The following is a 23,083-nucleotide window of genomic DNA, read 5'->3' as shown; positions in this document are numbered from 1 at the left end:
TCCGTTCCGCTTTACCCGACGACAGGTGATGCAAAAAACCACAGCACCACAATCCATACGAAGAAACTACATGTTAACAGAGCACCTGCCGTCTTGCCGATAGAGCGAGGCTTGCGCCAGCAAAGTACCGCAAAAATGACACTGACAATTAACATCATCCAATAGTCCCGCGCAAAGGCGAGGGGGTCTATTTCACCCGGTGCAATTAATGCCGGGATGCCAAGAACCAGCACAATATTGAAGATATTCGAACCAATGATATTACCAATCGCAATATCATCTTCGCCTTTTCTGGCTCCGGCGATGGTTGTGGCGAGCTCTGGCAAGCTGGTGCCGACTGAAATAATCGTTAGCCCAATCACTAATTCGCTTACGCCAAAATAGTGCGCCACTACGCTGGCATTATCGATAACCATGCGTGTCGCCATCGGCATGATGATTAACGCGACGGCCAGCCATAAGAACGCAACGGGGCGATTCCCTTCTCGCGGAAGCTCTGCCAATTGCTCGCGGGTCAGGTTATCTGCACCTTCATGCCCTGCAAGGCGTGCTATTTTAATCGTAAACAGCAGATACGCTATCGCTACTGCAATCAGAATCACGCCATCAAAACGGCTGAGCTGATTATCGAAAAGTAGCCATCCGATAATTCCGCTGACGACTAACATTAGGGGGAGTTCGCGGCGAAGAATATCGGAATTCACGGTAAATGGGTGCAAAAGCGCCGCTAAACCGAGAATTAATAAGATATTGGTAATATTCGAGCCTAACGCCGTACCTACTGCTAAATTTAGCTGTCCATGCAGAGCGGCAGAACTGGCGACGATAAGTTCAGGTAACGAAGTCCCGATGCTGACAACGGTTAAGCCAATGAGCAGCGGTGGAACCCCAAAACTACGGCAAAGTATGGATGCGGCAAACACTAGCCGGTCGGCACCATAGACGACCAAAAGCAAACCAATGATTAACAGAGCTGTAGCTAACAGCATTCAAAATCCTTTATTCAGGTATAATCGCCGGTCTTGTGCTTTAAAAGTACCAGCAGAGCGTACAGATCTGTAGGAGCGCGCATAATTCCTAATTCTGACTTTATGTGGCAGAAAAGTAAAACAAATGCCAGTTTTCGCTAATCTGGACGGGTAGTATTCTGTAAAAATGATGGGTTGAAACTGAGTTTCCGCTCAATGCCTCGTCCGAGAACTTGATAAAAGGAAAGATGATGAGCCAGACGCAGGCGAATCTGGTCGAAATTCGCGGTGTGAGCTTTACCCGCGGCAGTCGGCGCATCTTTGACAACATTTCACTGAACGTCCCGCGTGGTAAAATTACCGCCATCATGGGGCCGTCAGGTATTGGTAAAACAACATTATTGCGGCTGATTGGTGGTCAAATCCAACCCGACAGCGGTGAAATCCTGTTTGATGGTGAAAACGTGCCGGCAATGTCGCGTTCGCGTTTATACACCGTCCGTAAACGCATGAGCATGCTGTTTCAATCCGGCGCGCTATTTACTGACCTCAATGTCTTTGAAAACGTAGCGTACCCATTGCGTGAGCATCGCCGCTTGCCGGAAGAGTTGCTGCATAGCACCGTGATGATGAAGCTCGAAGCGGTGGGATTACGTGGGGCCGCTAAACTGATGCCTAACGAACTCTCTGGCGGAATGGCAAGGCGAGCCGCGCTTGCTCGCGCCATCGCACTCGAACCTGATTTGATCATGTTTGATGAGCCATTCGTAGGCCAGGACCCAATAACTATGGGCGTGCTGGTAAAATTGATTTCGGAGCTAAACAGCGCTTTGGGCGTGACTTGCATTGTGGTTTCGCACGACGTGCCAGAAGTGCTGAGTATTGCCGATTACGCCTACATTGCAGCGGATCAGCACATCGTGGCTGAAGGCACTCCGACAGCTCTGCGTGAAAATTGCGACCCGCGTGTGCGTCAGTTCCTTGATGGTATTGCCGATGGGCCTGTACCGTTCCGCTATCCGGCAGCGGATTATCGGGATGACTTATTATCAGAAACAGGGAGTTAAGTTGCTCATGCTTTTTAATGCACTGGCATCGTTCGGGCGACGGGGACTGAAAACCTGCGCATCATTTGGCCGGGCCGGGATAATGCTTTTTAATGCTGTGGTGGGGAAACCGGAATTTCGCAAGCACGCCCCATTGCTTGCTCGCCAAATTTATAATGTTGGCGTTTTGTCACTGCTGATTATCATTGTGTCTGGTTTGTTTATCGGCATGGTTCTTGGCTTACAAGGTTATCTGGTTCTGACCACATACAGCGCGGAATCAAGCCTCGGCATGCTGGTTGCTTTATCGCTGTTGCGTGAACTGGGGCCCGTTGTGGCGGCACTCTTGTTCGCCGGACGCGCAGGTTCAGCACTGACCGCAGAAATCGGCCTCATGAAAGCGACAGAACAGCTTTCCAGTATGGAAATGATGGCGGTTGACCCGGTGCGCCGCGTTGTTTCGCCCCGATTTTGGGCTGGCGTCATTTCATTGCCTTTGCTGACACTTATTTTTGTCGCTGTCGGTATTTGGGGCGGTGCTTTGGTTGGTGTGAACTGGAAGGGAATCGATGCCGGTTTCTTCTGGTCAGCGATGCAAAATGCCGTCAACTGGCGTACCGATCTGGTTAATTGTGTCATTAAGAGCGTGGTGTTCGCGATAACCGTTACCTGGATTGCATTATTCAATGGCTACGATGCTATTCCTACGTCCGCAGGGATTAGCCGGGCAACAACACGAACCGTTGTGCACGCTTCACTGGCCGTTTTAGGTCTGGATTTTGTGCTCACAGCACTGATGTTTGGGAATTAAGTTCATGCAAACTAAGAAATTTGAAACTGGGGTTGGCGCCTTTTTAATTATCGCTTTAGCAGCCATCGTCTTCTTGTGCCTGAAAGTGGCAAATGTCACTTCATTGCGCAGCGAGCCAACATACCGGGTCTATGCGACTTTCGATAACATTGGCAGCCTGAAAACAGGTTCTCCGTTGCGCCTGGGTGGCGTGGTAATTGGCCGCGTTGATGATATTACTCTTGATCCAAAAACGTATTTACCTCGCGTTACTCTGGATATCGAAAAGCGTTACGATCATATCCCGGATACCAGTTCGCTGGCTATTCGCACGTCAGGTTTGCTGGGGGAACAATATCTTGCCCTGAACCTCGGCTTTGATGATCCTGAGCTTGGGTCAACTATCCTTAAAGAAGGCGGTACAATCCAGGACACTAAATCGGCGCTGGTACTGGAAGACCTGATTGGTCAGTTCCTGTATAAGAGCGGCAACGGTGATAACAATTCCGGGGATTCCCCATCGCAGGATTCACAGAATAATAGTGCAGAGCCGCAGCCCGGCACGGCGCATTAATCCAAGAGGAAAAGTGTAATGTTTAAACGACTTATTATGATTGCTATGTTGGTTATCGCACCACTAGCGCATGCTGTGGACCAAAGCAATCCTTACAAACTCATGGGCGAAGCGGCACAAAAAACATTTGATCGTCTCAAAAACGAACAACCCAAAATTCGTCAGAACCCTGATTATTTGCGCGAAGTTGTGGGTCAGGAACTTCTGCCTTACGTGCAGGTTAAATACGCAGGTGCGCTGGTATTAGGTCGTTACTACAAAGACGCAACACCTGCACAGCGTGACGCCTATTTCAAAGCATTTGAAGAGTACCTGAAACAAGCCTATGGCCAGGCGCTTGCAATGTATAACGGGCAATCTTACCAAATCGCCCCTGAGCAACCGCTGGGTGATGCCACCATTATTGCTATCCGTGTGACTATCATTGACCCGAATGGTCGCCCACCAGTGCGTCTTGATTTCCAGTGGCGTAAGAATAGCCAGACTGGCAACTGGCAGGCGTACGACATGATTGCGGAAGGTGTCAGTATGATCACCACGAAGCAAAATGAGTGGAGTGACATCCTGCGCACTAAAGGTATCGACGGTTTGACGGCTCAGTTGCAATCAATCTCTCGTTTACCGATTACGTTGGAAAATAAAAAGTAATGGCAGGCGAGCTTAACTGGCAGTGTGAAGCGGAAACCTTGCATCTGACAGGAGAGTTGGACAGCGACACCGTGGGGCAGTTGTGGCATCAACGCGATAAAATTATGAAGGGTATCAAGGTGCTTAACCTTTCAGGTTTGTCGCGTGTTGATACCTCTGGCTTAGCGTTGCTGATTCATCTCGTCGCGTTCGCCCGCAGCAAAAATGTTGAGGTGGAGCTGCAAGGTGCCACTGATAACCTACAGACGCTGACCAAACTTTATAACCTACCAGAAGACGTTCTACCTGCATTTGCAGGCTAGTGTTTTCATAGCGTTACTATCATTGCCTCTGATCTAATTGGATCAGGGGCTTTTTGCTTATTTAAGCCAGCGCCACTTTCCTCTAAGATGTGTGGCTTGTTTCATAACCGACGAATTATATCCCATGGAAAATCATGAAATTCAGACAGTGCTGATGAATGCACTGCCCCTCCAGGAAGTCCACGTCTCAGGCGATGGCAGCCATTTTCAGGTGATTGCGGTGGGTGAGTTATTCGCCGAGTTAAGTCGCGTGAAGAAGCAACAAACAGTTTATGCGCCATTGATGGAGCTGATTGCTGATAACCGTATTCATGCGGTTTCCATCAAGACCTATACTCCGCAAGAGTGGGATCGCGATCGTAAACTAAATGGTTTTTGAGCAATTCGCCGCGGCGGGTTGTAACGATTTGAATTTAATAGAGAGCAGTTGCAATGGATAAATTTCGAGTTCAGGGGCCAACCCGACTGAGTGGTGAAGTAACGATCTCCGGGGCGAAGAATGCTGCGCTGCCGATCCTCTTCGCAGCTTTGTTGGCTGAAGAACCAGTTGAGATTCAAAACGTTCCAAAACTGAAAGACATTGATACCACGATGAAGCTGCTGAGCCAGTTGGGTACCAAAGTTGAACGTAATGGTTCGGTCATGATTGACGCCAGTGACGTTAATATTTTCTGTGCGCCGTATGACCTGGTGAAAACCATGCGTGCTTCTATCTGGGCGTTGGGCCCACTGGTTGCGCGCTTTGGCCAGGGGCAAGTTTCTTTGCCTGGTGGTTGCGCCATCGGTGCGCGTCCGGTCGATTTGCACATTACTGGTCTTGAGCAGCTTGGTGCGGAAATTAAACTGGAAGAAGGTTACGTTAAAGCTTCCGTTAATGGTCGTCTGAAAGGCGCGCACATCGTGATGGATAAAGTGAGCGTGGGTGCCACTGTGACTATCATGAGTGCTGCAACGCTTGCTGAAGGCACCACTATCATCGAAAACGCAGCCCGTGAGCCGGAAATCGTTGATACCGCGAACTTCCTGAACACTTTGGGTGCGAAAATCACGGGTGCTGGTAGCGATCGCATTACTATCCAGGGCGTTGAGCGCCTCGGTGGCGGCGTTTACCGCGTTGTGCCTGACCGTATTGAAACCGGCACTTTCCTGGTCGCTGCAGCGATTTCCGGTGGCAAAATTGTTTGCCGTAACGCTCAGCCGGACACACTTGATGCGGTGCTGGCGAAATTACGTGAAGCCGGTGCTGATATTGAAGTTGGCGAAGACTGGGTGAGTCTGGATATGCATGGTAAGCGTCCGAAAGGCGTGACCATCCGTACCGCGCCGCATCCTGGTTTCCCAACGGATATGCAGGCTCAGTTTACCCTGTTGAACCTGGTGGCCGAAGGGACAGGTGTTATCACTGAAACTATCTTCGAAAACCGCTTCATGCACGTTCCTGAGTTAATTCGTATGGGCGCGCACGCAGAAATTGAGAGCAATACTGTAATTTGCCACGGCGTTGAGAAACTGTCTGGTGCGCAAGTGATGGCGACCGATCTACGTGCTTCAGCAAGCCTCGTATTGGCTGGCTGTATTGCCGAAGGTACAACCATCGTTGACCGCATTTACCACATTGATCGTGGCTACGAGCGCATTGAAGATAAACTTCAAGCGTTGGGTGCGAAAATCGAACGTGTAAAAGGCAGTGGCGGCGAATAAATTTTGCGGCTGTTTCCAGAATGAGAAAACCGGGCTTGCCCGGTTTTTTTATCGCTTACGCATTAATCTCGCTCGATCAATAAACTGATCTGTTTGTGGATCGTAGTAGCGAGAAGGCCAAATCATCCATGGCGAGGTTTCCAACGCCTCAGCGATGATCAACTCACCTTTTGGCCAGGGTCGAGTCAGCGCGTTCGCCAGAGTCGATGAGCTCAAACCTGCTTTCCGTGATTCAGCCGCCAGTGATGTTCCGCGCTTACGTAACCCTGCGATGATGTCTGCCGGGTGCCAGTCAGAATATTTACTTTCCATGTTTCTCCCTGTAACCGCTTCGTTTTACCGGTTTACTCAAAGAAACTTATAACATGACAATAAGTCAAAAGATTCCAATAAATAGCGTAAAAAAGCAAATCTGTGCCAATCAACACAAAGCGAATGAAATTCAATGAAAACAGATTGCTATAGGGATGTTTATTGGAGGGTGGAAACGAATTTATTGGAAAGTAGAAATGAATTTATTGGAAACTTAGCGCGCCATTTGAACGGCGCGCTAAAAGGTTTAGCGGTCGCGCTGAACTGACATATGAGCAAGAGCAATTAACGCTTCTTTGTGCTCACTTTCTGGCAGGATTTCTAAAGCAGCAATGGCTTTATCCGCTTCTTGCTCTGCGCGTAACTGAGTCCATTCGAGAGAGCCGCAGTCTGCCATCGCATCTAAAACGGGTTGTAGCAAATGACGACCGTTGCCCTGCTCAATGGCTTCACGAATCATTTTTTCTTGCTCAGCGTTACCGTTACGCATCGCATGCAGCAGTGGGAGAGTTGGCTTGCCTTCGTTAAGGTCATCCCCAACATTTTTACCCAGTGTTTGCCCGTCAGCGCTGTAATCCAGCAAATCATCAATAAGCTGGAAAGCCGTACCTAAATAACGACCATAATCCTGAAGTGCTTTCTCTTGTTCTTCCGTGGCATCGGCTAAAATACCGGAGCATTGAGCCGCCGCTTCAAACAAACGAGCCGTTTTGCTGTAAATAACCCGCATGTAGCTTTCTTCGGTGATATTCGGATCATTACAGTTCATCAATTGCAGAACTTCGCCTTCTGCAATGACGTTTACTGCTTCCGACATCACTTCAAGTACCTTGAGCGAGCCGAGTTGAGTCATCATCTGGAAGGCGCGGGTATAAATAAAATCACCAACCAGAACGCTGGCAGCATTGCCAAATGCTGCGTTGGCTGTCGCTTTCCCACGACGCATGTCAGATTCATCGACAACGTCATCATGGAGTAGTGTTGCGGTGTGGATAAACTCAATGAGTGCCGCAATGTTGATATGCGCGTTGCCCTTATAGCCGAGCGCGCGGGCAGCGAGAACAGCAATCATTGGACGGATACGTTTACCACCGCCGCTCACGATGTAATACCCTAACTGATTGATCAATTGGACATCTGAGTTCAACTGCTCAAGGATGACCGCATTGACACCCGCCATATCTTGCGCGGTTAACTCATTAATTTTTTCTAAATTCATCGCAAAAGTCTGGCTTAAAGTCCTGTTTACCACATGTATGTACGGAATCACGTGAGGGTAGAGGAGTAATAATGTAGTACAGATTGTACTGAAAAAACGAGGCAGATAAACGGCTGGTGTGATGTTGCGTTTTTTTTCTACCATGTTTCATGACAGGGCTTGTCAAAGGCTCTCGTTTTGCGTAATATTCGCGCCCTATTGTGAATATTTATAGCGCCACCTGAAACAACGTAGGGTGCGTGCGGAAAGCGGAGTTTTATATGTACGCGGTTTTCCAAAGTGGTGGTAAACAACACCGAGTCAGCGAAGGTCAAACCATTCGCCTGGAAAAGCTGGACATCGCAACTGGCGAAGCAGTTGAGTTCGCAGAAGTTCTGATGATCGCTAATGGTGAAGAAATCAAAATCGGCGTTCCTTTCGTCGATGGCGGCGTAATCAAAGCTGAAGTTGTTGCTCATGGTCGTGGCGAGAAAATTAAGATTGTTAAGTTTCGTCGTCGTAAACACTACCGTAAGCAGCAGGGTCATCGTCAGTGGTTCACTGATGTGAAAATCACCGGCATCAGCGCTTAATACAGGGGAGCATATTAAATGGCACATAAAAAGGCTGGCGGCTCTACTCGTAACGGTCGCGATTCCGAAGCTAAACGTCTGGGCGTAAAACGTTTCGGCGGTGAAGCAGTTCTGGCAGGCAGCATTATCGTTCGTCAACGTGGTACTAAATTCCACGCTGGCACCAACGTAGGTTGCGGCAAAGATCATACTCTGTTCGCTTTGACTGACGGTAAAGTTAAGTTCGAAGTTAAAGGTCCGAAAAACCGTAAATTCATCAGCATCGTTGCTGAATAAGTTTTTCGCGTCCCGGTAACGGATAAAAGCCCCGCAACACGTTGCGGGGCTTTTTACATTCTGCGACCGGTAAATCAATGAAGTATGTTCTTCAGATTTCGGGTTGCAGGGAAAGACAATGAAACAGCAGGCAGGCATTGGCATTCTGTTAGCACTGACTACAGCAATTTGCTGGGGTGCTTTGCCAATCGCGATGAAACAAGTGCTGACGGTAATGGAACCTCCGACAGTCGTCTTTTATCGCTTCCTGATGGCAAGTGTTGGGCTGGGTAGCATTCTAGCCATACGCGGTAAATTGCCACCGTTAGGTCTGTTCCGAAAGCCACGTTGGTTGGTGTTACTTGCCATCGCAACGGGGGGATTATTCGGTAACTTTTTGCTGTTTAGTTCATCTTTGCAGTACCTGAGTCCAACGGCATCTCAGGTTATTGGCCAGCTTTCCCCGGTGGGAATGATGGTGGCAAGTGTGGTTGTGCTGAAAGAGAAAATGCGCGGCACACAGGTCATTGGCGCCATAATGTTGCTTTGCGGCTTAGTGATGTTCTTTAACACTAGCCTGATAGAAATTTTTACCCGCCTGACAGATTACACCCTCGGGGTGATTTTCGGTGTGCTGGCGGCGACAGTGTGGGTCACCTATGGTGTGGCGCAGAAGGTATTATTACGCCGCCTGGCCTCGCAACAGATCCTCTTTTTGCTGTACACTTTATGTACTCTTGCGCTTTTGCCTCTGGCTCAGTTGGATAAAGTCTTCCAACTCAGTGATTGGCAACTGGCGTGTTTAGTTTTCTGTGGCCTGAATACACTGGTTGGGTATGGGGCACTGGCAGAAGCCATGGCACGGTGGCAGGCGGCACAGGTTAGCGCCATTATTACGCTAACCCCGCTGTTTACTTTGCTATTTTCAGATTTATTAGCGTTAGCCTGGCCCGATTTCTTCGCCATGCCGTTACTTAACCTTGTGGGTTATATCGGCGCGTTCGTCGTGGTTGCAGGTGCAATGTATTCAGCCATTGGTCACCGTCTTTGGGGACGTTGGCGCAAAACCGAAGCTGTTCTTCCAGTACAACGTTCGGGCGAATGATTTACGGAGAAGTAAAATGAAGTTTGTTGATGAAGCAACGATCCTGGTCGTAGCAGGTGATGGCGGTAACGGCTGCGTTAGCTTCCGTCGTGAAAAATATATTCCCAGAGGCGGCCCGGACGGTGGTGATGGCGGTGATGGCGGTGATGTATGGCTTGAGGCTGATGAAAACCTCAATACATTGATCGATTATCGCTTTGAGAAATCTTTCCGTGCTGAACGTGGTCAAAATGGCCAAAGCCGTGACTGTACCGGTAAGCGTGGTAAAGACATTACCGTTAAAGTCCCTGTCGGTACGCGTGTTATCGACCAGGGTACTGGCGAAACTATGGGTGACATGACCGTGCACGGTCAGAAGCTGATGGTAGCGAAGGGCGGTTGGCACGGTCTGGGTAACACCCGTTTCAAATCCTCTGTAAACCGTACTCCACGTCAGAAAACCATGGGTACACCTGGCGAGAAGCGTGACATCCAGCTTGAGCTGCTGTTGCTGGCTGACGTTGGGATGCTCGGTTTACCGAACGCCGGTAAATCAACGTTTATCCGTTCAGTTTCTGCGGCAAAACCAAAAGTGGCGGATTATCCGTTTACCACGTTGATCCCAAGCCTTGGCGTTGTTCGTATGGATAACGAAAAGAGCTTCGTGGTTGCCGATATCCCTGGGCTGATTGAAGGTGCCGCTGATGGCGCAGGCCTTGGTATTCGCTTCCTGAAGCACCTTGAGCGTTGTCGTGTGCTGTTGCACCTCATCGATATTGCGCCAATTGACGAATCAGATCCGGTTGAAAATGGCCGTGTCATCATTGGTGAGCTGGAGAAATACAGCGAGAAATTGGCTGAGAAGCCACGCTGGTTAGTCTTCAACAAATGCGATTTGATGAGCAAAGAAGACGCTGAAGCGCGCGCGAAAGAAATCGCGACCGCCATGGGTTGGGAAGAGAAATACTACCTGATTTCAGCAGTTAATCGCGAAGGCGTTAACGCGCTGTGCTGGGACGTAATGGACTTTATCATTGCTAACCCGAAAGTCGTCGAGCTTCAACCTGTAGCGCCAGAGAAAGTCGAGTTTATGTGGGATGATTATCATCAGCAGCAACTTGATGCGGTGGAAGCAGAAGAAGAGGACGAAGACTGGGATGACGACTGGGATGAAGATGACGACGAAGGCGTCGAATTCATCTATCAGAAATAAAACGTGATCCAATAAAAAGCCGGGAAATATCCCGGCTTTTTTACGTCTCGATTATTGGCTTTGCGATGGGAGCCAGCAACCGGCTTGCAGTCCCACTTCATTCGGGCCGCTATCTAACGTCAATTTTCCGTGATGAAGATGAACGATACGCTGGACAATATTCAGCCCAAGCCCGCTGCCACCATAACGCTGGTCCATACGGCGGAAGGGATCGGTGATTGTCTGACGGTGTTCTTCATCAATGCCAGGGCCTTGATCGGAAACCATCAGCGTTACCCCATTCCCTTTAGTATTTAATGACACCGTGATAGTACTTTCTGTTGGGCTATAACGAGAGGCGTTTTCCAGCAGATTTCGCAACATCAAGCGAAGCAGTACTGCGTCGCCTTCCACCATATCCGTACTTTCACCTGGCCAGATAATGTTTTGCTCACGCAGGGCGACCATTTCTTCCATTTCCATTTTTAGTGGCGCAATGATATCCCGATACCAGTTCAACGTATCGTAATGACCACTCGCCAGGGCTTGCCCGGCACGCGAGAGCATTAGCAATTGTTCTATGGTATGCATGAGCTGATCAATGCGCTCCAGCAGCATAGGGGCTTGCTGAACGCCTGAATTCGCCATTAACTCGAGGTGCAAACGCAGGCCGGCTAATGGAGTGCGTAGCTCATGGGCGGCATCGGCGGTAAATAATCGTTCTTGCTGGATAGTATGATCCAGGCGCGTCAGTAACTGGTTAAGCGAGTTGGTGACGGCGACCATCTCTTCCATATCGGAATACATGGGCAGAGGAGACAAATTATCAGCTGAACGATTAGCAAGACTGGTACGCAAGCGGTTCAGCGGCTGGGTAATCCAGGTAATGGCCCAGAACGAGAAAAACAACGTGAAGCTGATCATTACCAGTGAAGGAACGAGTAATGACGCAATGGCCTCACGGATCTCTTTCTCAACGTGTTGATTTCGCGCTTTGGCTGACAGCGTTTCACTCACCAGAAAACTGATTTGCTCACGGCTTTCATGCCATAGCCAGATGACGCTAATTAACTGGAAAAACAAAAGAATAAGGGCAAGGAGAATCATCAACCGCTTGCGCATGCTATTCATGTCCGGCTCTCCAGACGATAGCCAACACCCCGCACGGTTTTGATCCTGTCTTTGCCTAATTTTCGTCTGAGATTATGGATGTGTACTTCAAGCGTATTTGAGCCTGGATCGTCCTGCCAGCTGTAAATATCCTGCTGCAATGTTTCGCGGTGAACAGTTTGCCCGATACGCATCATCAAGCGTGTAAGCAACGCGAATTCCTTAGGCGTGATTTCGACTGGGCTGCCTTGTAACAACACTTGCTGGGTTTGCAGGTTGAGTGTCAGATCATCATGCTGGAGCAAGTTATCGCTATGCCCTTGATAACGGCGAATCAGGGCTCGCGTGCGTGCTTGTAATTCGGCAAGAGCAAAAGGCTTAACCAGATAATCATCAGCACCAGAGTCCAGCCCGTTTACGCGATCTTCCAGTGCATCACGGGCTGTGAGTATTAACACAGGAGTGCTGATACTGCGACGGCGCCACTGCCTGAGCAGAGTGGCACCGTCTTTATCCGGCAGGCCGAGATCAAGAATGATCATGCCATACTCGCCACTTTCAATCAGCGCATCTGCTTCAGCAGCTGTTGTTGCGCAATCCAGAGCATAACCCTCGCTGTTCAGTGCCAGCACCAGGCCTTCCCGTAACAGTAAATCGTCTTCAACAATCAGCAGTTTCATAACTCAATTATTCTGGTAGATATCCTTATAGAGGCGACTTTCAAAGCGCACTAATGGGATACGACGGTTACGTTGATCGGCAGGCTCTACTGCGTAGCCTGACAAATATTGCACAAAGGCCATACGCTGGCCGCTGGCAGTGGTAATAAATCCAGCAAGGTTATAGACCCCTTGCAGTGAACCTGTTTTCGCCGAAACTTTTCCATCAACACCTGCTTGATGCAGGCCCGCACGGTACTGTAATGAACCGTCATAACCCGCTAACGGTAACATTGAAATAAAGTTAAGCTCGGTGTCATTCTGCGCGATGTATTGCAACACCTGCATCATCGTGGCTGGCGAAATAAGATTGTGACGCGATAACCCTGACCCATCCACCACGATACTGTTACCTAAATCAACACCGGCTTTCTGGCGCAGGATTTGTCGAACAGCATCAGCTCCGGCACGCCAGGTTCCTGGCACACCAAAGCGGTTGTGGCCGATGGTTCGAAACACGGTATCGGCAATCATGTTGTCTGATTTCTTTAACATTACCTTTAGCAAATCGTGCAGTGGTGCCGATTGCTTGCTGGCGATAACCGTTCCTGGGGTATTAGTCAGCGTCTGACGTAATAGAGTTCCGCTGTAGCTGATTCCGGCTTCTTTGAGTTCGGCTTTTAAAATCGCACCCGCGTAACTTGCGCCATCCTGAATCGCAAAGGCGAGGGGCAGAGGATCTGCTCTTTGTGTCATACAGCCGGTAAGCGTGAAGCGATTCAGATCGCCAGGCACGACATCGAGCTCGCAATATTGTGCGTCTGGAGAACCCTTTGCGAGCGTACGAACTTGGCTATTCATGACGACAGGGTAGTAAGAGGCGATGCGAATAAAGGCTAAATCGTCAGCTTTAGGTGCGCTGTAGAGAGAAACAGAAAAACAATTTCGGTCAACAATTGCAGCAGCAGGAGGGGCGCTAAAGCATTGCGTCATGTCATTCCATGGCCATCCTGGCGCTTTGTCATGACTGGCAAAAACTGAAGTATCGATCAGCACATTGCCCTGGATTTGCTGCACGCCTGATTTCTTCAGAACAGCAACCATATTGCGAATATCCTGGCGTTTTAGCGTCGGATCGCCACCAAATCGGGCAATAAGGTCACCTTGCAAAACGCCATTACTGACTTCTGCTTTGCTTTCAAGAGTGGTGGTAAACCTGAAATCCGGCCCTAGCTGCAGCAATGCAGCCAGTGCAGTAATGACTTTTTGAGTACTGGCAGGCAGCGCCATCTGTTGACTGTGATAGTCAATCGACGGAGCGGGAGCGCCCACTTTCTGCACCATCAAAGCCAAATTCGCACCCGCAGGCAACTGGGAAGTATATTCTTCAATGTTGGCAGCCTGGACGGTAAACACCACAGCACTGCTCAATCCAATGACAAATCTAAAAAATCGCATAATCTCGCGGTAACAACCTGGAAACGTGCCGTCATACTACGGTGCATCGCAGTGCAAAGTAAACGATGACCCTCAGGGAACTCCAGGGTAAAATACAGGTCAATTTGGAAACCGTTCCTGACCTGGTGCCTTGCACCGGGTCAGTTTTATTTTGCTTACTGCCAGGGGTTTGCCTTACTAATGCAGACTCGGCTCTGGATTCAGGAGTGCCGTTGGGCAGTTCTGAACAGGAAAGTTTTGAAGAGGTATAACAATGCAACCTATTCCGATGACCCTACGTGGCGCAGAAAAATTGCGTGAAGAGCTGGATTTCCTGAAGTCTGTGCGCCGCCCGCAAATTATTGCCGCGATTGCTGATGCTCGCGAACACGGCGATTTGAAAGAAAACGCTGAATATCATGCCGCGCGTGAGCAACAGGGTTTCTGTGAAGGCCGTATCCAGGATATCGAAGCTAAGCTGTCCAACGCTCAGGTTATCGACATCACAAAAATGCCAAATAATGGCCGCGTTATCTTTGGCGCGAGTGTGACTGTTTTGAACCTGGATAACGATGAAGAGCAGACTTATCGTATAGTTGGCGACGATGAAGCTGATTTTAAACAGAATCTTATTTCGGTGAATTCACCGATTGCTCGTGGCCTTGTCGGTAAAGAGCAGGATGATGTTGTTGTTATCCGTACGCCGGGTGGCGATGTAGAGTTTGAGATACTTAAAGTGGAATATTTATAATTTCTGCTACGCTTTTTTATAGCGTGGAGTATTGTAAAGAAAGGAAAAAGGCCGCACCGCGGCCTTTTATCAACTAACAGAGCGTGGCATTTTGCACACTCTCTGCTTATTTAGGCAGAGAAATCTTGCGCTCTTTAGACGGGCGATAGAGCACCAGCGTTTTACCGATAACCTGTACATTACAGGCGCCGGTTTCACGCACGATGGCATCTACAATCAAGGTTTTAGTTTCGCGATCTTCAGTTGCGATTTTCACCTTGATTAACTCATGATGTTCGATCGCTTGTTCAATCTCGGCCAGTACCCCTTCGGTCAAACCGTTATTGCCAAGCATGACTACAGGCTTGAGCGGATGTGCAAGACCTTTCAGGTGCTGTTTTTGTTTAGTACTCAGATTCATCGTATTTTTTGCTTACGTTGGGATTGAAAACGGTTCATTCTACCGCCATCTCTACTGTATCGCCAAATCGGCTGTGCTGATAACTCTACAGCCTGCTACTCACGATGAACAAAGTTGGAAAATGAGATGACAGGTAAAAAGCGTTCTGCCAGCTCTGGTCGCTGGCTGCAGGAACACTTTAGCGATAAATATGTAATTCAGGCGCACAAAAAAGGGTTGCGTTCCCGTGCCTGGTTTAAACTTGATGAAATACAGCAAAGTGACAAACTTTTTAAGCCAGGAATGACTATTGTTGATCTTGGTGCGGCTCCTGGAGGCTGGTCACAATACGTTGTGACTCAAATCGGGAACCAAGGGCGAATCATTGCTTGCGATCTTTTACCTATGGATCCTATCGTTGGTGTTGACTTCCTTCAGGGCGATTTTCGTGATGAATTAGTCGTGAAAGCGTTGTTGGATCGTGTTGGTGACAGTAAAGTTCAGGTTGTCATGTCAGATATGGCTCCAAATATGAGCGGGACACCGGCAGTTGATATTCCTAGGGCTATGTATTTAGTAGAACTGGCACTCGAAATGTGTCGTGATGTTCTGGCCCCAGGCGGTAGTTTTTTAGTGAAAGTGTTTCAGGGCGAAGGTTTCGATGAATACCTACGAGAAATTCGCTCCCTGTTTACGACAGTTAAAGTTCGTAAACCGGACTCTTCTCGTGCCCGCTCACGTGAAGTGTACATTGTAGCGACTGGGCGAAAACTGTAGTACCCTGGACGCTGTTTGTTAACACAGTTGTAATATGAGGTTAATCCCTTGAGTGACATGGCGAAAAACCTAATACTCTGGCTGGTCATCGCGGTTGTGCTGATGTCTGTGTTCCAGAGCTTTGGGCCCAGCGAGTCAAACGGCCGTAGGGTGGATTACTCCACTTTCCTGTCTGAAGTGAATCAGGATCAGGTTCGTGAAGCGAGTATCAATGGACGTGAAATCAAAGTTACCAAGAAAGATAGTAACCGATACACGACTTACATCCCCGTTAACGACCCTAAACTGCTTGATAACCTGCTGACCAAAAATGTGAAAGTAGTAGGCGAACCGCCTGAAGAGCCAAGCTTGCTGGCTTCTATTTTCATCTCCTGGTTCCCAATGCTATTGCTAATTGGGGTCTGGATCTTCTTTATGCGTCAAATGCAGGGCGGGGGTGGCAAAGGTGCCATGTCGTTCGGCAAGAGCAAGGCGCGTATGCTCACTGAAGACCAAATTAAGACCACTTTTGCTGACGTTGCAGGTTGTGACGAAGCAAAAGAAGAGGTTGCTGAACTGGTTGAGTACCTTCGTGAGCCAAGCCGTTTCCAGAAACTGGGCGGCAAAATCCCGAAAGGCGTGCTGATGGTTGGCCCTCCGGGTACCGGTAAAACCTTGCTGGCGAAAGCCATTGCAGGCGAAGCGAAAGTACCGTTCTTTACTATCTCCGGTTCTGACTTCGTAGAAATGTTCGTGGGCGTGGGTGCATCCCGTGTTCGTGACATGTTCGAGCAAGCCAAGAAAGCAGCCCCATGTATCATCTTTATCGATGAAATTGACGCCGTAGGCCGTCAGCGTGGCGCGGGTCTGGGTGGTGGTCACGATGAACGTGAACAAACACTGAACCAGATGCTGGTTGAAATGGATGGTTTTGAAGGTAACGAAGGTATCATCGTTATCGCTGCAACCAACCGTCCAGACGTACTTGACCCAGCGTTGCTGCGTCCGGGCCGTTTCGACCGTCAAGTTGTGGTTGGCCTGCCAGATGTGCGTGGTCGTGAGCAAATCCTGAAAGTGCATATGCGCCGTGTGCCGTTGTCTCCAGATATCGATGCAGCAATCATTGCTCGTGGTACACCTGGTTTCTCCGGTGCTGACCTGGCAAACCTGGTCAACGAAGCAGCTCTGTTTGCTGCCCGTGGCAACAAACGTGTCGTTTCGATGGTTGAATTCGAAAAAGCGAAAGACAAAATCATGATGGGTGCAGAACGTCGCTCCATGGTGATGACGGAAGCGCAAAAAGAATCGACCGCATACCACGAAGCAGGTCACGCGATTATCGGTCGTCTGGTTCCGGAACACGATCCAGTGCATAAAGTAACGATCATTCCACGCGGTCGTGCGTTGGGTGTGACGTTCTTCTTGCCGGAAGGTGATGCAATCAGCGCAAGCCGTCAGAAACTGGAAAGCCAGATTTCTACACTGTACGGCGGTCGTCTTGCGGAAGAGATTATTTACGGTGCTGAACATGTTTCTACCGGTGCGTCTAACGACATCAAAGTAGCGACATCGATTGCCCGTAACATGGTTACCCAATGGGGCTTCTCTGAGAAACTCGGTCCGTTGCTGTATGCGGAAGAGGAAGGCGAAGTGTTCCTGGGTCGTTCCGTGGCTAAAGCAAAACATATGTCCGATGAAACTGCGCGTATCATCGATCAGGAAGTGAAGTTGTTGATTGAGCGTAACTATGCTCGCGCACGCCAGCTCCTGAATGAAAATATGGATATTCTTCACACCATGAAAGACGCATTGATGAAGTATGAAACTATAGATGCGCCGCAGATTGATGACCTGATGAACCGTCGCGATGTGCGTCCGCCAGCAGGTTGGGAAGAATCTAACAACGGCAACAACAACTCTGATAACAACGGTACACCACGTGCACCGCGTCCGGTCGATGAACCGCGTACGCCGAATCCTGGAAATACTATGTCAGAGCAGTTGGGCGATAAATAAGTCGTCACTGCCAGATGTTAATGCAGTAATCTATAAAACCCTGGGCTTGTCCCGGGGTTTTTGTTTTTTTGATTCAGTGTCAGTTAATTCAAAGGAATCTCGATGAAACTCACAGCTCAGGGCAGCACGCTTGATCTTTCACATCCGCATATCATGGGGATTTTGAACGTCACGCCAGACTCCTTTTCCGATGGTGGACAACACAATTCGTTAGTGGAAGCCGTAAAACACGCTAACGCGATGATCAATGCTGGTGCGACGATCATTGATATTGGTGGCGAGTCCACACGCCCGGGTGCGGCTGAAGTGAGTGTCGAAGAAGAATTGTCCCGCGTAATTCCTGTTGTTGAAGCCATTGCCCAACGTTTCGAAGTGTGGATTTCCGTCGATACCTCAAAACCTGAAGTGATTCGTGAATCCGCGCGAGTCGGCGCACATATCATCAATGACATCCGTTCATTACAAGAACCCGGTGCGCTGGAAGCCGCTGCTGAAACAGGGCTGCCAGTTTGCCTGATGCATATGCAGGGCGAACCCAAGAATATGCAGCAGGCTCCTCAATACGATGATGTTTTTGCGGATGTGAATCGCTTTTTTATCGACCAAATAGCGCGCTGTGAAGCGGCCGGTATCTCAAAAGAAAAATTGTTACTCGACCCGGGCTTCGGTTTCGGTAAAAATCTCACCCACAATTACCAACTTTTAGCCCGGCTTTCCGAATTCCACCATTTTGGCTTACCGCTGTTGGTGGGGATGTCGCGTAAATCAATGGTTGGCCAACTGCTGAACGTCGGGCCGGATCAACGCCTGAGCGGCAGCCTTGCCTGTGCGGTTATTTCTGCCATGCAAGGGGCGAATATCATTCGAGTTCACGATGTAAAAGAGTCAGTCGAAGCGATGCGCGTGGTGGAAGCCACACTTTCAGCGAAGGAAAAAAAACGCTATGAGTAACCGTAAATATTTTGGCACAGATGGCATTCGCGGTCGTGTAGGCGATTCCCCAATTACTCCTGACTTCGTGCTTAAACTTGGCTGGGCAGCGGGTAAAGTATTAGCGCGCCATGGCTCGCGTAAAATTATTATCGGCAAAGATACGCGCATCTCTGGTTACATGCTGGAATCCGCGCTGGAAGCGGGTCTTGCGGCAGCAGGGCTGTCTGCATCATTTACTGGCCCAATGCCAACACCTGCAGTTGCTTATCTGACGCGTGCTTTCCGCGCAGAAGCCGGGATTGTTATCTCCGCTTCGCATAACCCGTTCTATGATAACGGGATTAAATTCTTCTCCATCGATGGGACTAAATTGCCAGATGAAGTTGAAGAAGCCATCGAAGCGGAAATGGAAAAGGAAATTACCTGCGTAGATTCTGCCGAGTTGGGCAAAGCGAGCCGTATCGTTGATGCTGCTGGCCGTTATATCGAATTCTGCAAAGGCACGTTCCCGAATGAACTGAGCCTGAACGGCCTGAAAATTGTCGTCGATTGCGCCAATGGCGCGACTTACCACATTGCGCCGAATGTACTGCGTGAGTTGGGTGCCACTGTTATTCCTGTAGGTTGTGAGCCAAACGGCGTCAATATCAACGAAAAATGCGGTGCGACTGACGTGCGTATGCTTCAGGAGCGTGTGCTGTCAGAAAAAGCGGATATTGGTATCGCGCTCGATGGTGATGGTGACCGTGTCATCATGGTGGATAACCTGGGCCATAAAGTGGATGGTGACCAGATCCTTTACATCATTGCCCGTGAAGGATTGCGTCAGGGCCAATTGCGCGGTGGTGCTGTCGGTACACTGATGAGCAACATGGGGCTGGAATTGGCGCTCAAACAGCTGGGTATCCCGTTTGCTCGTGCAAAAGTGGGCGACCGCTACGTGCTGGAAAAACTTCAGGAAAAAGGCTGGAGAATCGGTGCTGAAAACTCAGGCCACGTGATTCTGCTTGATAAAACCACTACAGGCGATGGTATTGTTGCTGGTTTGCAAGTACTTACTGCAATGGTGCGTAACCATATGAGCCTCCATGATTTGTGCAGCGGAATGAAATTGTTCCCACAAATTCTGGTTAACGTTCGCTTCACTGCAGGCAGCAGTGATCCACTTGAACATGACTCTGTGAAAAAAGTGACTGCGGAAGTTGAAGAAGCGCTGGGCAATCGTGGCCGCGTGTTGCTGCGCAAGTCAGGCACAGAACCTTTAATCCGTGTCATGGTTGAAGGTGAAGATGAAGCATCGGTCATTGAATACGCCAACCGTATCGCCGATGCCGTAAAAGCCGTTTAAAACGGTTTGCAGTAAATGGATAAAAAGGCGGCACTTGCCGCCTGTTTTCCAGGCGAAAGCCAATGTATTGCTGTTTTTTTCCGCAGTCAGCGAAATGTGAATAAATTGCCCTTGCGCCTATCCCTGGCTTTGGTTAGTATTCTCACCCGCTTCAGTGGGTAAACTTAAACGTATCCGCTTGACTGGTTTGAAGCTTTGGTATGCGGTAATCCCGCAAGGAACAGGTTGATTATGTACGAAGCTCTTTTAGTTGTTTTCCTTATTGTAGCCCTGGGCCTTGTAGGTCTTATCATGCTGCAACAAGGTAAAGGCGCTGATATGGGAGCCTCCTTCGGAGCAGGCGCTTCCGCTACGCTGTTTGGTTCTAACGGTTCTGGTAACTTCATGACCCGTATGACCGCTGTGTTAGCAACGCTGTTCTTTATCATCAGCCTGGTACTGGGTAACCTCAATACCAACAAAACCGATAAAGGAAGTGTGTGGGATAATTTAACTCAGCCAACAAAAACTGAGTCACAGCCAGCGGCACCTACCAAGCCGAGCAGCGATATCCCGCAGTAAGTAGTAAGCTTCAGTACGGTAAGAAATGATTGCCGTACACAAAGTGCCGAGGTGGTGGAATTGGTAGACACGCTACCTTGAGGTGGTAGTGCCCGATTGGGCTTACGGGTTCAAGTCCCGTCCTCGGTACCAAAATATCTGCATTTCTTGCATTTTATGCAATATCGGCGTAATATTTGCCACGTTTTCGGACGCGGGGTGGAGCAGCCTGGTAGCTCGTCGGGCTCATAACCCGAAGGTCGTCGGTTCAAATCCGGCCCCCGCAACCACTTTCCCTGAGAGTTCTTTTTCAAATATACTGTGAACACCAGTTGGTGCCTCGCGAAGAATTTAGAAAAAAATTCTCCTGGATGTTGTCCGGGCCGCAATCGCGGTGTACAGGGTTCAGTTATATAAAGCCTCGATTTATCGGGGTTTTTTGTTATCTGACTGCAGAATAACTGGGCTATATGCCCTTTTTTTATTTCTTGGGGGTGGGCTTGTCCACATTAGAGCAAAAATTAACAGAGATGATTTCAGCACCGGTTGAGGCGCTGGGCTATGAATTAGTCGGAATCGAATTCGTTCGAGGTCGCCAATCTACGCTGCGCATCTATATTGATAGTGAAGCTGGCATCAATGTTGATGATTGTGCTGATGTCAGTCACCAGGTAAGTGCCGTATTGGATGTCGAAGACCCAATCACTGTCGCTTACAACCTGGAAGTTTCCTCACCTGGCCTGGATCGCCCAATGTTCACCGCAGAGCATTACGTTCGCTTTACCGGCGAAGAAGTGAGCATTGTGTTGCGAATGGCTGTGCAAAACCGTCGTAAATGGCAGGGTATTATTAAAGCCGTAGAAGGTGAGATGATCACGGTTACGGTGGAAGGTAAAGATGAAGTGTTCGCGCTGAGCAACATCCAGAAAGCGAACCTGGTACCCCACTTTTAATAGTTTGGATTGAGGTGAAAACCCAGGATGAACAAAGAAATTTTGGCTGTTGTAGAAGCAGTTTCCAACGAAAAATCACTGCCGCGCGAGAAGATTTTCGAAGCGCTGGAAAGTGCATTGGCAACAGCGACCAAGAAAAAATACGAACAAGAGATTGATGTACGCGTTAGCATCGATCGCAAAAGTGGTGACTTTGATACTTTCCGCCGTTGGGTCATTGTAGAAGAAGTTACCCAACCGACGCGTGAAATCACCCTTGATGCAGCTCAATTCGAAGATCCAGAGCTGAATGTTGGCGGATATGTTGAAGATCAGATTGAATCTGTAACTTTCGACCGCATCACTACACAGACTGCAAAACAGGTTATCGTACAAAAAGTACGTGAAGCTGAACGCGCAATGGTAGTTGATCAGTTCCGTGAGCACGAAGGTGAAATCATCACTGGTGTCGTGAAGAAAGTTAACCGCGAAAACATCTCTCTTGATCTCGGTAGCAACGCTGAAGCTGTGATTCTTCGCGAAGATATGCTGCCGCGTGAAAACTTCCGTCCAGGCGACCGTATTCGCGGTGTGCTTTACGCAGTTCGTCCGGAAGCTCGCGGCGCTCAACTGTTTGTTAGCCGTGCCAAGCCTGAAATGCTGATCGAACTGTTCCGCATTGAAGTGCCGGAAATTGGCGAAGAAGTTATTGAAATCAAAGCTGCTGCGCGTGATCCTGGTTCTCGTGCGAAAATCGCCGTGAAAACCAACGATAAGCGTATCGACCCAGTAGGTGCTTGTGTTGGCATGCGCGGTGCGCGTGTTCAGGCTGTTTCTACTGAGCTGGGTGGTGAGCGTATTGATATCGTGCTGTGGGATGATAACCCTGCACAATTTGTTATCAATGCTATGGCCCCAGCAGACGTGGCTTCCATTGTTGTTGACGAAGACAAACATACAATGGACATCGCGGTAGAGGCAGGCAATCTGGCACAAGCGATCGGACGTAACGGTCAGAACGTACGCCTGGCTGCACAGCTAAGTGGCTGGGAACTCAACGTAATGACTGTTGATGACCTGCAAGCCAAACATCAGGCTGAAGCACATGCGGCCATTGATACCTTTACCAAATACCTCGAAATCGACGAGGACTTCGCTACTGTATTGGTCGAAGAAGGTTTCTCCACTCTCGAAGAACTGGCATACGTGCCGATGAAAGAGCTGTTGGAAATTGATGGCCTTGATGAAGATACAGTGGAAGCATTACGTGATCGCGCCAAAAACGCCCTCACCACACTGGCATTGGCGCAGGAAGAAAGCCTGGGCGATAACAAACCTCAAGAGGATCTGCTGAACCTCGAAGGTATGGATCGCAATCTGGCCTTTAAACTCGCTTCACGCGGTGTGAGCTCGCTGGAAGACCTGGCTGAGCAAGGTGTCGACGATCTGTCAGATATTGAAGGTTTGACTAACGAGAAAGCCGGTGAATTGATCATGGCTGCTCGCAATATCTGCTGGTTTGGCGGCGAAGCGTAATAAACTGTAGCAGGAAGGAACAG

The 23,083-nt window shown here is 49.2% G+C and carries 26 protein-coding genes and 2 tRNA genes; 21 read left to right on the top strand and 7 right to left on the bottom strand.

Annotation, left to right across the window (positions count from 1 at the left end; genetic code table 11):
• Positions 1-11 precede the first annotated feature (11 nt).
• Positions 12-989 carry a calcium/sodium antiporter gene (locus D6029_RS09800; RefSeq protein WP_120064588.1) on the bottom strand — a complete coding sequence of 326 codons (978 nt, stop codon included), beginning with the start codon at positions 987-989 and terminating at the stop codon, positions 12-14.
• 230 nt (positions 990-1,219) lie between these two features.
• On the opposite strand from D6029_RS09800, the gene mlaF reads away from it, so the two are divergent.
• From mlaF to murA, 7 genes are all read left to right on the top strand, one after another.
• On the top strand, positions 1,220-2,035 hold the full coding sequence (gene mlaF / locus D6029_RS09795) for a phospholipid ABC transporter ATP-binding protein MlaF (RefSeq protein WP_120064587.1): 816 nt from the start codon (positions 1,220-1,222) through the stop codon (positions 2,033-2,035).
• A gap of 7 nt (positions 2,036-2,042) precedes the next feature.
• Positions 2,043-2,825 carry a lipid asymmetry maintenance ABC transporter permease subunit MlaE gene (gene mlaE / locus D6029_RS09790; protein WP_120064641.1) on the top strand — a complete coding sequence of 261 codons (783 nt, stop codon included), beginning with the start codon at positions 2,043-2,045 and terminating at the stop codon, positions 2,823-2,825.
• A 4-nt stretch (positions 2,826-2,829) separates the two neighbouring features.
• The gene (gene mlaD / locus D6029_RS09785) at positions 2,830-3,378 is read left to right on the top strand and encodes an outer membrane lipid asymmetry maintenance protein MlaD (protein ID WP_120064586.1); all 549 of its coding nucleotides are present in this window, start codon (positions 2,830-2,832) and stop codon (positions 3,376-3,378) included.
• A gap of 18 nt (positions 3,379-3,396) precedes the next feature.
• Positions 3,397-4,026, top strand: a complete 630-nt coding sequence (gene mlaC, locus D6029_RS09780) for a phospholipid-binding protein MlaC (RefSeq protein ID WP_120064585.1) — start codon at positions 3,397-3,399, stop codon at positions 4,024-4,026.
• Positions 4,026-4,328: a lipid asymmetry maintenance protein MlaB gene (gene mlaB, locus D6029_RS09775; RefSeq protein WP_120064584.1), complete on the top strand. Its 303-nt coding sequence runs from the start codon at positions 4,026-4,028 to the stop codon at positions 4,326-4,328. The genes mlaC and mlaB overlap by 1 nt, the downstream gene beginning before the upstream one ends.
• A 124-nt stretch (positions 4,329-4,452) precedes the next feature.
• Entirely contained in the window at positions 4,453-4,707 is a 255-nt protein-coding gene (gene ibaG, locus D6029_RS09770; RefSeq protein ID WP_034459734.1) for a BolA family iron metabolism protein IbaG, read from the top strand.
• Positions 4,708-4,760: 53 nt separating this feature from the next.
• Positions 4,761-6,029, top strand: a complete 1,269-nt coding sequence (murA, locus tag D6029_RS09765) for a UDP-N-acetylglucosamine 1-carboxyvinyltransferase (RefSeq protein ID WP_120064583.1) — start codon at positions 4,761-4,763, stop codon at positions 6,027-6,029.
• A gap of 48 nt (positions 6,030-6,077) precedes the next feature.
• Here the strand turns inward: murA and sfsB are convergent, their stop codons facing one another.
• Both sfsB and ispB read right to left on the bottom strand, forming a co-directional pair.
• Positions 6,078-6,341: a DNA-binding transcriptional regulator SfsB gene (gene sfsB / locus D6029_RS09760; RefSeq protein ID WP_120064582.1), complete on the bottom strand. Its 264-nt coding sequence runs from the start codon at positions 6,339-6,341 to the stop codon at positions 6,078-6,080.
• Between the two features lie 247 nt (positions 6,342-6,588).
• On the bottom strand, positions 6,589-7,560 hold the full coding sequence (ispB, locus tag D6029_RS09755) for an octaprenyl diphosphate synthase (RefSeq protein WP_147365228.1): 972 nt from the start codon (positions 7,558-7,560) through the stop codon (positions 6,589-6,591).
• 260 nt (positions 7,561-7,820) lie between these two features.
• Here ispB and rplU point away from each other — a divergent pair, with 260 nt between their 5' ends.
• The 4 genes from rplU to cgtA all read left to right on the top strand — a co-directional run bounded on the left by rplU (position 7,821) and on the right by cgtA (position 10,684).
• On the top strand, positions 7,821-8,132 hold the full coding sequence (gene rplU, locus D6029_RS09750; protein ID WP_034459723.1) for a 50S ribosomal protein L21: 312 nt from the start codon (positions 7,821-7,823) through the stop codon (positions 8,130-8,132).
• An 18-nt stretch (positions 8,133-8,150) separates the two neighbouring features.
• Positions 8,151-8,408, top strand: coding sequence for a 50S ribosomal protein L27 (gene rpmA, locus D6029_RS09745; protein WP_024549632.1), 258 nt, complete (start codon positions 8,151-8,153; stop codon positions 8,406-8,408).
• Between the two features lie 118 nt (positions 8,409-8,526).
• Positions 8,527-9,492, top strand: a complete 966-nt coding sequence (locus D6029_RS09740) for a DMT family transporter (RefSeq protein ID WP_120064580.1) — start codon at positions 8,527-8,529, stop codon at positions 9,490-9,492.
• Between the two features lie 16 nt (positions 9,493-9,508).
• Positions 9,509-10,684 carry an Obg family GTPase CgtA gene (gene cgtA / locus D6029_RS09735; RefSeq protein WP_120064579.1) on the top strand — a complete coding sequence of 392 codons (1,176 nt, stop codon included), beginning with the start codon at positions 9,509-9,511 and terminating at the stop codon, positions 10,682-10,684.
• Positions 10,685-10,735: 51 nt separating this feature from the next.
• Here the strand turns inward: cgtA and pmrB are convergent, their stop codons facing one another.
• From pmrB to dacB, 3 genes are read right to left on the bottom strand one after another with little or no spacing between them, the layout of a single operon-like run.
• Complete coding sequence (gene pmrB / locus D6029_RS09730) at positions 10,736-11,794, bottom strand: two-component system sensor histidine kinase PmrB (RefSeq protein ID WP_120064578.1); 1,059 nt, start codon at positions 11,792-11,794, stop codon at positions 10,736-10,738.
• A complete protein-coding gene (pmrA, locus tag D6029_RS09725) occupies positions 11,791-12,453 on the bottom strand; it encodes a two-component system response regulator PmrA (RefSeq protein ID WP_120064577.1) in 663 nt (220 codons plus the stop codon). Before pmrA ends, pmrB begins: the two co-directional genes overlap by 4 nt.
• A gap of 3 nt (positions 12,454-12,456) precedes the next feature.
• Positions 12,457-13,890, bottom strand: coding sequence for a serine-type D-Ala-D-Ala carboxypeptidase (gene dacB, locus D6029_RS09720; RefSeq protein WP_120064576.1), 1,434 nt, complete (start codon positions 13,888-13,890; stop codon positions 12,457-12,459).
• A 253-nt stretch (positions 13,891-14,143) separates the two neighbouring features.
• Between dacB and greA the strand changes: the two genes are divergently transcribed.
• Entirely contained in the window at positions 14,144-14,620 is a 477-nt protein-coding gene (gene greA / locus D6029_RS09715; RefSeq protein WP_120064575.1) for a transcription elongation factor GreA, read from the top strand.
• Between the two features lie 106 nt (positions 14,621-14,726).
• Here greA and yhbY read toward each other — a convergent pair whose 3' ends face one another.
• Complete coding sequence (yhbY, locus tag D6029_RS09710; RefSeq protein ID WP_034498826.1) at positions 14,727-15,020, bottom strand: ribosome assembly RNA-binding protein YhbY; 294 nt, start codon at positions 15,018-15,020, stop codon at positions 14,727-14,729.
• 126 nt (positions 15,021-15,146) lie between these two features.
• Here yhbY and rlmE point away from each other — a divergent pair, with 126 nt between their 5' ends.
• The 9 genes from rlmE to nusA all read left to right on the top strand — a co-directional run bounded on the left by rlmE (position 15,147) and on the right by nusA (position 23,060).
• Positions 15,147-15,776, top strand: coding sequence for a 23S rRNA (uridine(2552)-2'-O)-methyltransferase RlmE (gene rlmE, locus D6029_RS09705; RefSeq protein ID WP_115627163.1), 630 nt, complete (start codon positions 15,147-15,149; stop codon positions 15,774-15,776).
• A 57-nt stretch (positions 15,777-15,833) separates the two neighbouring features.
• Positions 15,834-17,771 (top strand): ATP-dependent zinc metalloprotease FtsH, encoded by a 1,938-nt coding sequence (gene ftsH / locus D6029_RS09700; RefSeq protein ID WP_034459698.1) that lies wholly within the window; start codon positions 15,834-15,836, stop codon positions 17,769-17,771.
• 102 nt (positions 17,772-17,873) lie between these two features.
• Entirely contained in the window at positions 17,874-18,722 is an 849-nt protein-coding gene (gene folP, locus D6029_RS09695) for a dihydropteroate synthase (protein ID WP_120064574.1), read from the top strand.
• Complete coding sequence (gene glmM, locus D6029_RS09690) at positions 18,715-20,052, top strand: phosphoglucosamine mutase (protein ID WP_120064573.1); 1,338 nt, start codon at positions 18,715-18,717, stop codon at positions 20,050-20,052. Before folP ends, glmM begins: the two co-directional genes overlap by 8 nt.
• Positions 20,053-20,283: 231 nt before the next feature.
• A complete protein-coding gene (gene secG, locus D6029_RS09685) occupies positions 20,284-20,613 on the top strand; it encodes a preprotein translocase subunit SecG (protein WP_034498820.1) in 330 nt (109 codons plus the stop codon).
• Positions 20,614-20,658: 45 nt separating this feature from the next.
• Positions 20,659-20,745, top strand: a tRNA-Leu gene (locus D6029_RS09680).
• A 60-nt stretch (positions 20,746-20,805) separates the two neighbouring features.
• A tRNA-Met gene (locus tag D6029_RS09675) sits at positions 20,806-20,882 on the top strand.
• A gap of 210 nt (positions 20,883-21,092) precedes the next feature.
• Positions 21,093-21,545 (top strand): ribosome maturation factor RimP, encoded by a 453-nt coding sequence (gene rimP, locus D6029_RS09670; RefSeq protein WP_034498954.1) that lies wholly within the window; start codon positions 21,093-21,095, stop codon positions 21,543-21,545.
• Positions 21,546-21,572: 27 nt separating this feature from the next.
• Positions 21,573-23,060, top strand: a complete 1,488-nt coding sequence (nusA, locus tag D6029_RS09665) for a transcription termination factor NusA (RefSeq protein WP_120064571.1) — start codon at positions 21,573-21,575, stop codon at positions 23,058-23,060.
• The last annotated feature ends 23 nt before the right edge of the window (positions 23,061-23,083 follow it).

The sequence above is a fragment of the Buttiauxella izardii genome, from assembly GCF_003601925.1.
Lineage (GTDB): Bacteria > Pseudomonadota > Gammaproteobacteria > Enterobacterales > Enterobacteriaceae > Buttiauxella > Buttiauxella izardii.
The sequence above is the reverse complement of the archived record's forward strand: the minus strand, read 5'-3'. Positions and strand labels throughout refer to the sequence as shown.

Coding starts and splice junctions, on each gene's coding strand:
- D6029_RS09800 (WP_120064588.1), bottom strand. CDS start 989: ATGCTGTTAGCTACAGCTCTGTTAATCATTGGTTTGCTTTTGGTCGTC.
- mlaF (WP_120064587.1), top strand. CDS start 1,220: ATGAGCCAGACGCAGGCGAATCTGGTCGAAATTCGCGGTGTGAGCTTT.
- mlaE (WP_120064641.1), top strand. CDS start 2,043: ATGCTTTTTAATGCACTGGCATCGTTCGGGCGACGGGGACTGAAAACC.
- mlaD (WP_120064586.1), top strand. CDS start 2,830: ATGCAAACTAAGAAATTTGAAACTGGGGTTGGCGCCTTTTTAATTATC.
- mlaC (WP_120064585.1), top strand. CDS start 3,397: ATGTTTAAACGACTTATTATGATTGCTATGTTGGTTATCGCACCACTA.
- mlaB (WP_120064584.1), top strand. CDS start 4,026: ATGGCAGGCGAGCTTAACTGGCAGTGTGAAGCGGAAACCTTGCATCTG.
- ibaG (WP_034459734.1), top strand. CDS start 4,453: ATGGAAAATCATGAAATTCAGACAGTGCTGATGAATGCACTGCCCCTC.
- murA (WP_120064583.1), top strand. CDS start 4,761: ATGGATAAATTTCGAGTTCAGGGGCCAACCCGACTGAGTGGTGAAGTA.
- sfsB (WP_120064582.1), bottom strand. CDS start 6,341: ATGGAAAGTAAATATTCTGACTGGCACCCGGCAGACATCATCGCAGGG.
- ispB (WP_147365228.1), bottom strand. CDS start 7,560: ATGAATTTAGAAAAAATTAATGAGTTAACCGCGCAAGATATGGCGGGT.
- rplU (WP_034459723.1), top strand. CDS start 7,821: ATGTACGCGGTTTTCCAAAGTGGTGGTAAACAACACCGAGTCAGCGAA.
- rpmA (WP_024549632.1), top strand. CDS start 8,151: ATGGCACATAAAAAGGCTGGCGGCTCTACTCGTAACGGTCGCGATTCC.
- D6029_RS09740 (WP_120064580.1), top strand. CDS start 8,527: ATGAAACAGCAGGCAGGCATTGGCATTCTGTTAGCACTGACTACAGCA.
- cgtA (WP_120064579.1), top strand. CDS start 9,509: ATGAAGTTTGTTGATGAAGCAACGATCCTGGTCGTAGCAGGTGATGGC.
- pmrB (WP_120064578.1), bottom strand. CDS start 11,794: ATGAATAGCATGCGCAAGCGGTTGATGATTCTCCTTGCCCTTATTCTT.
- pmrA (WP_120064577.1), bottom strand. CDS start 12,453: ATGAAACTGCTGATTGTTGAAGACGATTTACTGTTACGGGAAGGCCTG.
- dacB (WP_120064576.1), bottom strand. CDS start 13,890: ATGCGATTTTTTAGATTTGTCATTGGATTGAGCAGTGCTGTGGTGTTT.
- greA (WP_120064575.1), top strand. CDS start 14,144: ATGCAACCTATTCCGATGACCCTACGTGGCGCAGAAAAATTGCGTGAA.
- yhbY (WP_034498826.1), bottom strand. CDS start 15,020: ATGAATCTGAGTACTAAACAAAAACAGCACCTGAAAGGTCTTGCACAT.
- rlmE (WP_115627163.1), top strand. CDS start 15,147: ATGACAGGTAAAAAGCGTTCTGCCAGCTCTGGTCGCTGGCTGCAGGAA.
- ftsH (WP_034459698.1), top strand. CDS start 15,834: ATGGCGAAAAACCTAATACTCTGGCTGGTCATCGCGGTTGTGCTGATG.
- folP (WP_120064574.1), top strand. CDS start 17,874: ATGAAACTCACAGCTCAGGGCAGCACGCTTGATCTTTCACATCCGCAT.
- glmM (WP_120064573.1), top strand. CDS start 18,715: ATGAGTAACCGTAAATATTTTGGCACAGATGGCATTCGCGGTCGTGTA.
- secG (WP_034498820.1), top strand. CDS start 20,284: ATGTACGAAGCTCTTTTAGTTGTTTTCCTTATTGTAGCCCTGGGCCTT.
- nusA (WP_120064571.1), top strand. CDS start 21,573: ATGAACAAAGAAATTTTGGCTGTTGTAGAAGCAGTTTCCAACGAAAAA.